Source organism: Candidatus Latescibacterota bacterium, from assembly GCA_019038625.1.
Taxonomy (GTDB): domain Bacteria; phylum Krumholzibacteriota; class Krumholzibacteriia; order Krumholzibacteriales; family Krumholzibacteriaceae; genus JAGLYV01.
The window spans coordinates 1-14,292 of sequence record JAHOYU010000152.1 but is presented as its reverse complement, the minus strand read 5'-3'; the positions used below and the strand labels follow the sequence as shown (position 1 = coordinate 14,292).

At 50.8% G+C, this 14,292-nt stretch carries 12 protein-coding genes; 10 read left to right on the top strand and 2 right to left on the bottom strand.

All coding sequences use genetic code 11. The features are described from left to right. Positions 1-489: hypothetical protein (locus KOO63_11510; GenBank protein ID MBU8922434.1), on the bottom strand; the 489-nt coding region annotated here is incomplete at its 3' end. 321 nt (positions 490-810) lie between these two features. Between KOO63_11510 and KOO63_11505 the strand changes: the two genes are divergently transcribed. The 10 genes from KOO63_11505 to KOO63_11460 all read left to right on the top strand — a co-directional run bounded on the left by KOO63_11505 (position 811) and on the right by KOO63_11460 (position 10,922). Then, positions 811-1,131: a metalloregulator ArsR/SmtB family transcription factor gene (locus tag KOO63_11505; GenBank protein ID MBU8922433.1), complete on the top strand. Its 321-nt coding sequence runs from the start codon at positions 811-813 to the stop codon at positions 1,129-1,131. A 93-nt stretch (positions 1,132-1,224) separates the two neighbouring features. Then, the gene (locus KOO63_11500) at positions 1,225-2,538 is read left to right on the top strand and encodes a permease (protein ID MBU8922432.1); all 1,314 of its coding nucleotides are present in this window, start codon (positions 1,225-1,227) and stop codon (positions 2,536-2,538) included. An 11-nt stretch (positions 2,539-2,549) separates the two neighbouring features. Further along, positions 2,550-2,786: a TM0996/MTH895 family glutaredoxin-like protein gene (locus tag KOO63_11495; GenBank protein ID MBU8922431.1), complete on the top strand. Its 237-nt coding sequence runs from the start codon at positions 2,550-2,552 to the stop codon at positions 2,784-2,786. Positions 2,787-2,827: 41 nt separating this feature from the next. Continuing rightward, positions 2,828-3,331, top strand: a complete 504-nt coding sequence (locus KOO63_11490) for a hypothetical protein (protein ID MBU8922430.1) — start codon at positions 2,828-2,830, stop codon at positions 3,329-3,331. Continuing rightward, entirely contained in the window at positions 3,331-4,020 is a 690-nt protein-coding gene (locus tag KOO63_11485) for a sulfite exporter TauE/SafE family protein (GenBank protein ID MBU8922429.1), read from the top strand. The genes KOO63_11490 and KOO63_11485 overlap by 1 nt, the downstream gene beginning before the upstream one ends. Before the next feature lie 128 nt (positions 4,021-4,148). After that, the gene (locus KOO63_11480; protein ID MBU8922428.1) at positions 4,149-5,231 is read left to right on the top strand and encodes a hypothetical protein; all 1,083 of its coding nucleotides are present in this window, start codon (positions 4,149-4,151) and stop codon (positions 5,229-5,231) included. A gap of 515 nt (positions 5,232-5,746) precedes the next feature. Beyond that, entirely contained in the window at positions 5,747-6,220 is a 474-nt protein-coding gene (locus KOO63_11475) for a GspH/FimT family pseudopilin (protein ID MBU8922427.1), read from the top strand. Beyond that, positions 6,217-6,639 (top strand): prepilin-type N-terminal cleavage/methylation domain-containing protein, encoded by a 423-nt coding sequence (locus tag KOO63_11470; protein MBU8922426.1) that lies wholly within the window; start codon positions 6,217-6,219, stop codon positions 6,637-6,639. Before KOO63_11475 ends, KOO63_11470 begins: the two co-directional genes overlap by 4 nt. Positions 6,640-6,659: 20 nt before the next feature. Next, entirely contained in the window at positions 6,660-9,632 is a 2,973-nt protein-coding gene (locus KOO63_11465) for a VCBS repeat-containing protein (protein MBU8922425.1), read from the top strand. A gap of 27 nt (positions 9,633-9,659) precedes the next feature. After that, entirely contained in the window at positions 9,660-10,922 is a 1,263-nt protein-coding gene (locus KOO63_11460; protein ID MBU8922424.1) for a pilus assembly PilX N-terminal domain-containing protein, read from the top strand. A 52-nt stretch (positions 10,923-10,974) separates the two neighbouring features. Here KOO63_11460 and KOO63_11455 read toward each other — a convergent pair whose 3' ends face one another. Then, complete coding sequence (locus KOO63_11455; GenBank protein ID MBU8922423.1) at positions 10,975-13,746, bottom strand: cation-translocating P-type ATPase; 2,772 nt, start codon at positions 13,744-13,746, stop codon at positions 10,975-10,977. Positions 13,747-14,292 lie beyond the last annotated feature (546 nt).

Below are 14,292 nucleotides of genomic sequence, written 5' to 3'. Positions count from 1 at the left end.
GTCGTTAAGTATGATCAGCGGCCCGGAGCCCACAAGCGTGAGTGTGCCGCCGAGAATGGCCGCGAACCCCATCGGCATGAACAGCCTGGATGAAGGGATCTTCAACCTGCCCGATATTTTCTTGACTGCCGGAATAAAGAGGGCGGTCGCTCCGATATTCTGCATGAAAGCAGAAAGAGATCCGACAGCGAGCGAAATGACACTGATGATGCCACGTTCTTTCGACCCGGCGATCCTGATTATAGGTTTTATGAGCCAGTTGGTGACCCCGCTCCGGTCCAGCCCGTATCCGAGGATCATCACCCCGGCCATCGATACGACAGCGCGACTGGCCAGGCCGGAAAGGGCCTCAGAGGGGCTGATCAGCCTTGACCAGGCCAGAGTGATCATGACGAGGATAGCTACAATGTCGACACGGAGTTTTTCGGTGACGAACAGGACTATCGTTACAAGAAGTATAGAGAGTACGAGAATTATTTCTCCGCTCATGACCTTTCCTTGCATTCTATTGCCAAAAATGCCCAGCGCAGTTCAAAGAGAAAGGTGTTGCAAACAATAATTATCCTGCAATAACCAGTATTCTACAAGATTAGACCATCCAGTAGCAATAAAAACTCTGTTGTGTGGTGAGGGGATCCTTATCAGATGTCAGATCGGTTCTTATCAACTTGCCGATTCATCCTTGACAATAATTGCTTATTTGGCTATAATGCCAAATAACATAATAGCTGCGGCGTTACATGTTCTCGATTCCGCAAAAACAGAGTGGGGGGAGAACGAAACAGACTCTCCCGAACGGAGGTTAGGGTAATGGACGACCTGACAAGAAGACAATATGAGGCACGGGCCAGGATACTGAAGGCGCTCGCGCATCCGAGCAGGCTTTTCATAGTAGACAGACTTTCGTCCAAGCCGCATTGCGTCCAGGACCTTGCCGGGATGATAGAGGCTGATATCTCAACCGTGTCCAGGCATCTTTCGGTCCTGAGGAATGCAGGTATCGTCAAGGATCAGAAAGAGGGGACGAAGGTATTCTATCGATTGTCTGTTCCATGCGTGCTCAATTTCTTTTCGTGCGTGGAATCGGTGATGGAATCAAATGTGAAGGAACAGGCGGGATTGCTGGAATAGGTGATCCCCCGGCACAGGAGCCGATGGGAAAACTCTGTCACTCCGGACTGGTTCTCGCAGTCGTACTGAAAACAGGATAATGGAGATATATTAATGAGATTCTGGAAAGATTATTGGAAACCACTACTGATCATGTCAGCTGTCTTCGCCGCTTTCTTTTTTCTTCCTGTAGAAACCATGAAGGGCTCGGCGCGTTTCGAGAACTCGTTCTGGGAGGCGCTCAGCCTGGCGAAGTGGTACGCTCGCGAACATGTGATCCTTTGCCTCGTGCCGGCTTTCTTTATTGCCGGTGCCATCTCGATCTTTATAAGCCAGGCCTCGGTGATCAGGTATCTCGGTGCTGGAGCGAACAAGGTGCTTGCCTATAGTGTAGCCTCGGTGTCCGGGTCGATCCTGGCTGTTTGCTCCTGCACGGTGTTACCCCTGTTCGCGGGGATCTACAGGAGAGGAGCGGGGCTTGGGCCAGCGACTGCGTTTCTCTATTCCGGCCCGGCTATAAATGTACTCGCAATAATCCTGACGATGAGGATCCTTGGAGTCGGGTTGGGAATAGCAAGGGCCGTCGGGGCAGTATTGTTCAGTGTGATCATAGGACTTCTCATGCATTTCATTTTCAGAAAAGAGGAGATGGAGAAGGCTGAAGCGGTGTTGGCCGAGCCCGAGCTCGAAGAGGGCAGGCCCCTCTGGAAAAACGCTGTCTTTTTCGGCCTCATGGTAGCAGTGCTTGTTTTTGCCAATTGGGGACATCCCGGTGGTTCCTCCGGATTCTGGTCCTTTATGTATTCGATAAAATGGTATCTGACTTCTGCCGGTGCCCTTCTGCTGGCTTTCGTCCTCAGCAGGTGGTTTGACTTGCGCTGGTATTATTCGGCAATAGCCATCCTTCCACCACTCATGCTGGCGATATTTCTTCCCGGCAATCCCCAGGTTGCCTTTATTGCGGGAGTGATATCTCTTTCTGTGATAATGAACATCAATGGTGGCGAGACGGGAGAATGGTTTCAGTCTACGTGGTCGTTCGCCAGGCAGATCCTCCCTCTGCTTCTATGGGGAGTATTGATCGCGGGTGCGCTGCTGGGCAGGCCGGGTCACGAGGCTCTGATACCTGATGGCTGGATAGTGCGCCTGGTTGGAGGCAATTCGATTTTGTCAAATGTCTTCGCGTCTGTGGCCGGAGCGTTCATGTATTTTGCCACCCTTACCGAAGTACCGATACTGCAGGGGTTGCTCGGCGCGGGAATGGGAAAGGGGCCGGCGCTGGCGCTTCTGCTGGCGGGACCGGCGTTATCGCTGCCAAACATGCTGGTGATAAGATCCGTGCTGGGCACCAGGAAAACGATCGTGTTTGTGTCGCTTGTGATTGTCATGGCCGCATTGAGCGGAATGATCTATGGAAAGTTATTCTGATGGAGGAAATGATGAAAAAGGTGGAAGTCCTCGGGACAGGTTGCGCAAAATGTAAGCAGCTCTTCGATAACGCACGGAAGGCCGGAATGGAGGCCGGTATAGATATCGAGCTGGAGAAGGTGGAGGACATAAATAAAATAGTCGGCTACGGAGTGATGATGACTCCGGCCCTTGTGATCGATGGCAAGATCGTCTCTTCCGGTAAAGTCCTTTCATGGGATGATATTGCGGATATGCTGAGGGATTGACCCTGATTGCAGGATGAAGATTTATCTCAAGGGAGAATAGATTGGATACAAGAAAAGTAATAACAACCGTTCTGATGGTTTTTGTGGTGGGCAGTGCGGCGTTCATGATATTCGGCGGCCTTTCCCGGGATCAGGCTGTTGACAGTGATGGGGCCGGGACGACAGTTGGAATGGAGGCCGGAGATGTCCGGGATGGCCATCATGTAGTCGCTTACTATTTTTACACCACGAAGCGGTGTCCTACATGTAAAAAGATAGAGGCATACACGAAAGAGTCGATCGAGACGAATTTCTCCAGGCTTCTCGAATCGGGTAGTCTCGAGTTTCACGCGCTGAATCTGGATGAAGGGGAGAATGAAAAATTCATCGAGGAGTACCAGCTCACCACCAAGTCGGTCATCCTTGTCGATTATCGTGACGGCGAGCGTGTGGACTGGAAGAACCTCGAGAAGGTGTGGGAATATACGGGAAATAGAGAAGTATTCGTCGACTATGTAAGGGACGAGACGCTGGAATATCTGGCCGAGCTTTCAGGAGTCGAGTGATGGATGATTTTGCGGTAAAACTCGGTCTGGCAGTGTGGTTCGGCATACTGACCTCGATCAGCCCCTGTCCGCTGGCTGCCAACATTGCGGCGATGTCGTATATCGGAAGAAGAGTGGATGATCCCCGAAAAGTGTTGATCTCGGGACTGCTCTATTCGATGGGAAGGGCGCTGGCTTACATGGTCATCGCGGGCCTTCTCGTTGCAAGTATACTTTCCGCCCCGAGGATATCGTTCTGGCTCCAGAAATATATGATAAGGATAATGGGGCCGGTCCTTATTCTGACGGGGATGTTTCTCCTCGGACTTATCGGCCGGGGAATCCAGATAGGTGGAGTGAGCGAGGCTGCGGCAAAAAAAACTGAAAGACTGGGGGTGTGGGGGGCCGGGTTGCTCGGCATCCTGTTTGCCCTTTCGTTCTGTCCGACATCTGCCGCGCTCTTTTTTGGAAGCCTGCTTCCCCTTGCGGTGGATACAGGGTCAGGGCTTTTACTTCCGGCACTTTACGGTGTGGGGACCGCGTTACCTGTGGTCTTCTTTGCTTTTGTGATAGCGTCCGGGGCGAACCGTCTTGGAAAGGCGTTTGAGAAAGTGACCCAGCTGGAACTATGGGCGAGGAGAGTGACCGGAGTCCTCTTCATCGGGATCGGGCTCTGGTTTTCCCTCAGGTATGTGTTTAAACTGTTTTGATATCGGCCTGGTGTCTGGTTCTGATTACTCATTATAGTAAACATTGATTATTACTTTGTAATGCTTTACAATAGAAAGTGAGAATCCGGGAAAATCTTCCGAAAGACAACATAGATGGAGGTCAGACAATGAGGACCGGGAGAGCTATTCGCGTGTTACTAATACTGGTCGCCGGGGTCATCGTGCTCACGGGCTGTGATAATGAGGCACTCTCACCCAATGGGATGGGCGACACCAGGGGTGATTATTCGATGTACGGAGAAGTCACCTACGATACACTCTATTTTCACAGCGGTAATGGTGTGTGTGGTGAACTGGACACACTCGTAACGCTCAGGTATGGTTCTGAAGTAGGACTGGGCTATTCAGCACTTATAGGTGGAGGAAACGATTCGCTGGCATGTTCGTGCGATTCGATCGCCCTGTTTATGCCAGGTGTCCTGCCCGTCACGACATTATCGCCCGGTTATTCTACAGCCTGGTTCGAGACTGGTTTCGAGCTGCCCGAATACTGGCGCGACGTTACCATGCATCTATCGATCCTTGCCGATGATGGTGCGGGGATATTTATGAACGGGCACCTGCTGGGCCATGTCGATCTTCTGGATGGAGCAGATTCCACCAGCGTGAAGGTACACGACCTGGTGATCATCGGTGACAGCCTGTTCGTGGAAGGTACGAATGTTCTTACAATTATGGTAGTGAATACCGGAACAGGATATTTCGGAGATCCTGTCGCAAGAGCCGATTCGGCCGACTGTATGTATGTCGCTTTCGACGCTGCCGTAATATTTGCAATAGAGGGATCCTGTGAAGTGGAGATAGATATAAAACCGGGCAGTGAGACGAACCCGATAAATTGCAGGAGTATGAACGGAGTGATACCTGTCGCGATCCTCACGACGGATTGTTTCGATGCTGTTATGGTAGATCATACTACCGTGGTCTTCGGTCCTGCCGAAGCTGGTGAGGCTCACAGCAACAAACATGGTTTGAAACGTCATCTTCAAGATGTTGACTTCGACGGTGATGTCGATATGGTTTTCCACTTCCGGGGATACGATACGGGAATAGTCTGCGGAGATACTATCGCGACATTGAAAGGCTTGACCACAGATGGATTCAGTTTCGAATCCTCGGGATACATAAGGACTGTCCCTTATGATATGCCTGATTCGACTTATTGCGACAAGCCTGATTCGACTCAATAGAAAGATTCGGCTGTCAAGTTCCCTTTCGGGACTTTAGGGAGCTGTCAGGACTTTATAATATTCGGGGGCCGGGAATCGATTTCCGGCCCCTTTTTTCGGGATTTACAGGACTGGAGGGCGCGTCTCTTCCTCGCCTGCCGATTCAACACGATTCTACAGTGATCCTGGCATTTCCAGCATATTAATCTGACTATTTGCAATTGTTGTGCAATATTTGTGGCAGTGAGGGTTCGGGCCACACTCTTTATAGTTTCGAATGGTTACCCTGAAAACATTTCCATATATATAATATATTACGGTATATGTGTTTTGTCATGTGTCAAATTATCATCACACACAGGAAATAACCATATAACTTGTTGTTATATAAAAGATTAAATGGAATGAACTGCCGGATAGTATTCATGCTCCCTGGTGAATCGGAAGTTCATGCATAGTCCCCTTCCCCCGAGGCACGCTTCTTGCCAATATGTCCTCTGGAAAGAATCTGATAACCCGATCATGTGATGGTGCAGATGATGAAAAATATAGAAAATAACAGGGGATTCACCCTCACAGAACTGATGATCGTCATATCGATCATTGGACTGTTGGCGATACTTACTCTTCCAGGATACAACAAGTTCATGGCTAACTGGAGGCTTAACGGAGATACACAGGAGCTGGCCACGGCACTCCGAACTGCGCGATCTACTGCGGTCATGAAGAACATCGACGTCGTATTCGAATTCGATCCTGATACACAGACATATTCATATTTCGAGGACGAAGACGGGAGTGGCAGTCGCGGCAGCGATGAGTATTTGAGCGCGATCCATGAGATGTCTCCCGATGTCAGAATCGCCGGGCACACGTTTTCAGGCACTGTACTGACCTTCGGGGGCAAGGGAAATACGCGCGAAAGCGGTTCGATAACACTCAGAAACGTGCATAACAAGATAAAAGATGTCGTGATCTTCGGTGGAACAGGAAACATAACGATAGATTGAAAAGGAAATATGACATGTGGAATGCTGAAAAAGAAATACGACTATCCAACAAGGGTGTAGGGCTTATAGAGATCATTATCGCCATGATGATCTTCGCGATCGGTATCACTGCCGCATTGAAGACCCTTCCAGATTCCAACCGTGCGACCTCCAGATCGAGAAACCTGACTACGGCTACGAATCTCGCCCAGCAGAAGGTAGAGGAACTGATGGGGACTCCGTACGGCAACGCCGATCTCACTGCAGGCAACCATACGGATCCTGACAATCCCATAGAGACTATTTTTAGCAGAGTATGGAGCGTGACCGATGACTCGCCACTTGCCGACATGAAACAGGTCATAGTTACAGTGACCTATGTTTCGGGAAGCGAGGATAATTCGGTGACGCTTACCACATATCTAACGTCGAGACGTTAACCCCGGGAAGGAAAAGAGAAATGAACAGAACACTCAAAAATGATGCAGGGTTTACGCTCGTCGAGATGGTGATCAGCATTCTTGTGCTTGGGTTCGTGCTGATTTCCGTCGCAGGGGTATTTGTCCTTTTCCAGAAGGGGGCAGCCCAGACAGGTGAATACACAGAGGCCCAGCAGAATACCAGAGTGGCACTCGACTACATCACCGAGCATCTCAGACAGGCTGGTTCACAGACCGACTATTTCAGGGGCCAGCGTCCTATCGCACACGCGGGACCATACCAGATCGTGATCAACGCTGATATTGATAATGGCGAGGTGATCGACGGACAGAATCCACTTACCGCATACCGCAGGTCCAGTTCGCCGAATACAGTTCCGGTCTCTGGAACGTCCCTGTACCAGCCGGCCGCAGATTACGACTCTGACGCCGAGACGATAGCCTTTACGCTTGATTCCACTAACGACGGGCTCATAAACAAGCTGGACAGGGGAGACGATACAGCCGAGGACGGACCGAATACCAATCTCTTCGTACTCAAGAAACATATTTACGGAAACAATGGCGGGATAAACGAAGTAAGAGAGAACGATCTCGCGATAATCAGGGGGCCTAATCTGGCCGCCACCTGGATCACACCGGAGCCGTTGTTCCAATATTATTACGATAACGACGACGATATTACGACCGATGATATCCTCTGGGGGGATAGTGATAACAGCGGAAAACTGAGTACGGCTGAGATTACCGGAATTACTGCAGTGCCGGATAACCTGCTCGGCAAGATCCGAAAGGTCAGAATCACTTCGATAAGTGAATCGAACAGGTATGACAAGAAGCATGAGACTAACGGCGGGTTTATCAATGTCACGATGACTTCGGAGATATATGTCAGAAACATGACGAGGGCGACATCGACGATCCAGGGCCAGGTATATCACGATATAGACAGCGACGGATCGATCGATCCGGGGGAGACTGGTATTCCCAAAGTCGAGATCCGTATCGCCGGACAGAATCGCAATGTATTGACCGACAGTTATGGTCGCTACTATATACCGCTGCCTGCCGGTGATTACTCGATCCAGGAAGTCGATCCGATGGGATATACTTCGACGACGGCGAACCTCGTATCGGTGACACTCGTATCAGGGCAGTCATATGTCGTGAACTTTGGAGATATTTCTTCCACCCCGTTCGGTATCATCCACGGTGTCGTTTTCGAGGATACCGACAAAGACGGTACCCAGGGTCCCAGCGAGGACGGTATTCAGGGTGTGTCGATATCGCTGGATAACGGTGCGACCACCCGTTCCAGCGACGTCGGCTACTATTCTTTCGTTGCTCAGCAGGGGAACTATATCGTCGTGGAGACAGACCCGACAGGCCTCTCCTCGACTACGCCCAACTCGGTCCCGGCAGCTATAGTCGATCAGGACGATACTGTGACGATCAACTTTGGTGATTTCGCGGGGGATGTCACAGGAACGCTGGAGGGATACGTCTATAAGGATATCAACGAAGACGGTGTCAGGAACTCGATGGAAGACGGGATACCGAACGTGTCAGTCATCGTATCCAATGGCGACTCGATGATGACAAACGCTGACGGTTATTACAGATTCAACCTTGACCCGGATATTTATAAGATAACTGAACGCGATCCCATGGGATATACATCCACAACTGTGAATGTCTATGCCGATATCCTGATCGTAGCCGATACGACCGTGGTCCGTGATTTCGGCGATGTCCTGGAGGAAAAACTCGACTTTGTAGAGATACATATTTCGAACACGGACAGGGTACTTTCCGTGTCGACAGGAAACCTTAACGAGGACGACAAGTACGATACCGATATTGTTCTAGGTACGGCTCTCGCGACAGGAATAGGGAATATGCTTGTCTTCCATAATAACTGGGAGACCTCACAGACCCCGGTACACGAGTTGTTCAACTCCGAACCCGTTTACAGGCGGGACGCCGGGTACAATATTAACACGATGAGCCGTTACGATTTTTCCGGTGACGGGACCGTGGATATATTGAGCGGCCTTGAGATATCTACGGAGAGAAATCTCCAGCTCTGGTACACGGAGGCCGAAGGCATCCTCAGCACCTCTCCAAGCAAATCGTATTTCACGACTGGGATGAACGAGGTGATGGACAGCAAACTTGCGGACTTTAATAACGACGGTGATATCGATATCCTCGTCGGGCTGAGAACATCGATCGGTACCACTGGAGCATTCGAGATAATGGAAGGGTCCGGCGCCGGTAATTTCACGGCTGGAGATTATGTGACACACGCAGGACCTGAAGATATATTTGTGCTTGGCGCGGTCTGGGCTGTCGGAGCCGGAGATATCGACGGTGACGGAGACCAGGATGTGATAGTCGGTACCCATATAACGCCGTATACCGGGTTCATCGATGTCTACACGAACGACGGTATTGCGAGCGCTACCTTCACCTGGCATTCCAGGTACAATTCCTGGGGAGCAGTGAATGATATCATGATAGCCGATATGCAGGAGGATGATTCGGGAGATCCCGACATAGTCGCATCGATGAGTATGGGACCGAATTTCGGATTCATCATGTTGTGGAACAACGATGGTGGTGTATTCGGGGAGCCGGATACGACCGGGTTCGTTTTTGGCCCTAAGGAGACGCCCAACTTTCCGACTGACTGGGTCGATGCCATGGGAGAACCTCTCAGTATGGGTCTTCTCTACGTGAACAACGACGTATTTCCCGATATTACGTATGGGACCAGGAGCTCTTCCCTCTATACGGGCGATATATACATTCTGCCATCGTATGGAACGCTTCCTGAAAATGGATTCAAGATCAACACGACCGATCTGGGCGAGATCATTTCGATCGATGTCGCTGATTTCAACAAGGACAGTCGTCCAGATATTGTAGTTGGAACGAGATCATCCGCTACACAGGGTAAGCTTGTCGCCTATTTCGGCAGGGAACTTTAGGTGTCGTCAGACAAGGGGAAGAATGATATGAAATACTCGATTATCAATGAAATCCGGAACGAAAAGGGCAACATTCTTGTGGTCACCCTTATCATCCTTTTCGCCGTGTCGGTGATCGGTGCGACGATGGCGATGGTGTCCTCGATGGACCTCAAGATAGCCGGCAACCAGCGGGTTACAACACAGTCGCTGTTTGTGGCGGAAGCTGGTCTTAACGAGGCGATCCACAGACTATCCCTGCCCAATCCTACCAATGTTACAATCGGGGGATGGACCGGTAATGTAACAATAGCTGACAGCGAGCCGTTAGATCCAAACTGGGAGACAAAGATCTACCTGACCAGGCCTGACGCAGCTCCGGCCAGCGCGGGATCGACCGTCAACACCGGGACTATACAGGATCCTGCCCTCCAGTATATGGATTACAGCGAGATCAGTGGCACCGATGGGGTGCTGTCGATCGAACACAAATGGGAGGACCGGGACGGGGACGGAGCGCGTGACGCGAACGAGATCGTACGATACAATCCGATGATGATACCACCTGAGAACTTCACTTCGGGATTTCCAGTGGAGATAGTCACCGTTACAGGCAATTCTGCCAATGGCAGGCGCATAATCCAGGCCGAGGTCGTCAAACAGACCATGATTGTCAGGACTCTCGGAGCGCTCTACGTTGACAAGGCAGTAAAACTTACCGGTAACTGCGCCTTCTGCGGGTATAACCACGACATGACAACGCCTGTCTATACTCAGCCCAATGCCTGCGTACCCTTTCACCTGGCAAGTGGAAACCTGCCCGGCGTGACGAGTACTGGTGATGATGTAAAAACACAGGGAAGCGCTGACATCCTCGGTAATCCGATACCGATCGATGACGCCGCGACGAACCCGTTCTACAGCCTGAATGAAACCCTGGGACTTACGGTGGCTGAAGTTAACAAGCTGCTTGCCAACGCGGACAATACATCGATCGTCGATCCGCTCAACGGGATCACATATATAAATGGTGACGCAAAGGTAACGAGTAATCTCACAGGTGAAGGGCTGCTTTACGTTAGAGGTGACCTTCAGGCAGCTGGCAGCTTTGTCTACAAGGGCCTGATCTATGTCGAGGGCGATGTGCATTTTACAGGATCGCCCTGGGTACTCGGGAGTATGGTCGTGCGCGGAACATCGGACTTCAACTTCAGTTCTGGTAACGCCGCGGTGCTGTACAGCAGTGAAGCTCTATCGCAGGCTCTGGGCAGTGCGATGCCATGCCTCGTGCTTTCGTGGCGGGAGATGTAGGGACGAGACCGGAGGCTTCTGGCAGTCTCGACGATTAAACATATTTGAATCATCAGACATTTACAGGGCTCGCGGTGCGGGCCCTTTTAAATATTTTCAGGATCTCGAATGCCACAAGATACACGCCTGCAGCGCCCAGTACATATAACCAGTCGACTACTCCGATAGGGGTAAAATTGAGGAACCTGCTTATGAACGGCAGGTAGATCGCGCTGAGGACCAGTACGATAGAACCTGTTATTGACAAGTGCAGGATGCGATTGGAGAAAAACCCCCTGTGAAAAATCGAATTCCTGTCGTTTCTTCTGGAAAGGATATTGACGAACTGACAGAAAGCGATTGTGACATAAGTGACGGTCGTCGCGGTGGAGTACAGGAGGGGGTCAGCCGGTTCGAGGCTGAAGACCGTTCCGGAACGATACATGAAAAGGGCGTAGTTGGCGAACGACAATCCTCCGATGAGCAGACCCAGTAATATCACTTCGAGTGAAGTGAACCTGTTCAGGATATGCTGACCGATATTGCGTGGTGGCCTCATCATCACGTCCTCTGGCGGCGGATCGTATGTCAGGAATGTCAGAGGCATGATCTCGGCGAGAAGATCTATCGCGAGGATCTGTATGGCCAGGATCGGTATCGCCCATCCCCGCAGTGAAACGGCGGCAAGGCCAAGAAGCACGACAAAGAGTTCCGCGCCGTTTGTCGTCATCGATGCGAGAACTGTTTTTCTCAGATTTTCATAGATCGTCCTGCCTTCCCTTACCGCGTCTACCAGGGTTGGGAAACTGTCATCGAGAAGGATCAGCTCGGAAGCCTCTTTGGAGACATCGGTACCGATCTTTCCCATAGCGACACCGATATCGGATTTTCTGAGAGCGGGAGCGTCATTCACGCCATCGCCGGTCACTGCGACGACCTCGCCGTTTTTCCCCAGCAAGGTAACGATCCGTAGCTTGTCTTCCGGATCGACACGCGAGAAAATGATCGATTCTTCTTTTCGCATCACTTCGGAGAGTTTTTCGTCACTTATCTCCTTTAATTCTTTCCCGGTGAAGACAGGAGATGATGCCGATGAGCCCGAGAGGCCTATCTCGTTTCCTATGGCCTGGGCCGTTACAGCATGGTCGCCGGTCATGATAAAGGTCCTTATTCCGGCAGTATGGCATTGGGCAATTGCCTCTTTAACCCCCTCGCGTGGAGGATCGATCATGCCTGTCAATCCCAGAAAGATGACATCCTTCTCGACTTCCTCCATCACGTAATCCCTGCCGTCTACCTCAAGAGGGCGGTAAGCTATAGCCAGGACACGAAGGGCCTGTTTTGAAAACTCATCATTGATCCTTCGTATTTCATCCCTGTCCGCGTCGGTCATCGGTTCGGCTTTGCCATCGCGGTAGATCTGACGACTTATCTCCAGCACGCTGTCCGGAGCGCCTTTCATTGCCAGCTGTCTACGGTCGCCGAATTCTCTGACCGAACTCATCAGTTTACGCTCAGAATCGAATGGGAATTCCAGAAGTTCCGGATTTTCCTGGTCTTCCGTGGGAGAGCGGGTGCCAAGCTTTGTGGACATGGTAACGAGAGCGGCCTCGGTCGGGTCACCTACAGGATACCACTCGGAGTGTTCCTCATCGGGCTCATGTATCTCGGCGTTGGACGCCATCGTTGCGGCGTCCATCATAATCTCAATCTCATCGATGCCAGCCTGATCTACTACGTTGCCATCGGCGTCGAGGAGCTGTCCCTCGGGCTCGTAACCGATCCCCGTTATTTTGTAGAGACGTCCACCAAACCAGATGTCGGTCACGGCCATCTCATTCCTGGTAAGAGTGCCGGTCTTGTCGGTGCTGATAACACTTGTCGAGCCCAGTGTCTCGACAGAGGGAAGACTCTTGACTACAGCGTTCTTTTCAGCCAGACGTTTGCTTGTTGCCGACATGGCGACTGTTACTTGAGCCGGCAGGGCCTGGGGTACAAGAGCGACCGCTATGCCGAGAGCGTAGACCATGCTTGTGAAGAAATCGAATCCCTGCCAGAGTGCGACTCCGAACAACATTCCCCCGATGATGATGACTGTGACTGTGAGCCATCTTGCGAGCGAGCCCAGTTCTTTTTCGAGAGGAGAGGGTACTTCTTCTGTTTCCTGAGTCATACCCGCGATCTTTCCCATCTCCGTCCGCATCCCTGTTCTGGCAACCAGCCCGGTCGCGCTTCCCGATGTTACGGTCGTCCCCATATAGGCCATATTGTCTCTGTCGCCCAGCACGCAATCTTCTTTTATGATGTTCGTCGTCTTTCCCTGCGGCATCGATTCGCCTGTCAGAGCGAAATCTTCGGTTCTCAGGTCAAATGATTCGATCATTCTCAGGTCGGCGGGGATCCGGTCACCCGCCTCGAGTTTGACGATATCGCCGGGAACGAGTCTGTCCTGTCCGACCTCCGCAAGGGCACCTCCACGAAGTACCCGGGCCGGAGAGGTTATCATGTTTTTCAGGCTTTCGAGTATCTTGCTCACCTTGAATTCCTGGACGAATCCGATGGCGGCGTTTATTGCCACTATGATGAGCATGACGATGGCGTCACGAGTGCTTCCTATGATGAAAGAGACAGAGGCTGCTACAATCAGTACTATGACGAGCAGATCCTTGAACTGCGAGAGAAAGATCAGCCACCTCGAAACACCCATGTCGGCAGTAAGTTCATTCGTTCCAAATTTTTCCAGCCTTCGCTCCGCATCGTCGACGGAAAGGCCATCCTGCGAACTTTCCAGTGAATTCAGAGCATCCTGCACCGTCATCCTGAAATATTTTCTTTCATCATCCATTAAGATCTCTTTCGATCATGGTTATAGTCTTTTTTTTATCTTGCCCGTTTGGCCATCATACCTGTTTCCCCGGGCATGTCTGCAAATGCCATATCTGCTTCTAAGCCAGTAAACGGCGGATCGACTCTAATCAACAGGGCAGACTCTAGCATATGTCCGGGCTGATGAAAACCCGGAAGAATCAGGCGCGTTCTCATGAATAGCAATAAACCATAAAATTGGAGCAGATACATGAAAATCGTTTTGTGACGGTATGAAATAATTTTCTGACGGTATGGAATCGTTTTGTGACGGTATGAAACTTGACGGGTTAAGGTCACTAATCCGTAATAATGCGAACTATGTCAAACCATCCCGAAATTTATTAAATCATTTCATTATTTTTCCAAAATATTTTCATAATATTTCACATTCTTCCTTGACATGGTTTTTGCTGTATTTCGGCGTTCGTTCTGTGCTGGTGCGGATAATCGGAGTATGATGACCCTCTCGTCTTTGCTGCCGCGCTATCTTGTGCTTCGTGTCTTTTGTCATCTCAGCCTGCCT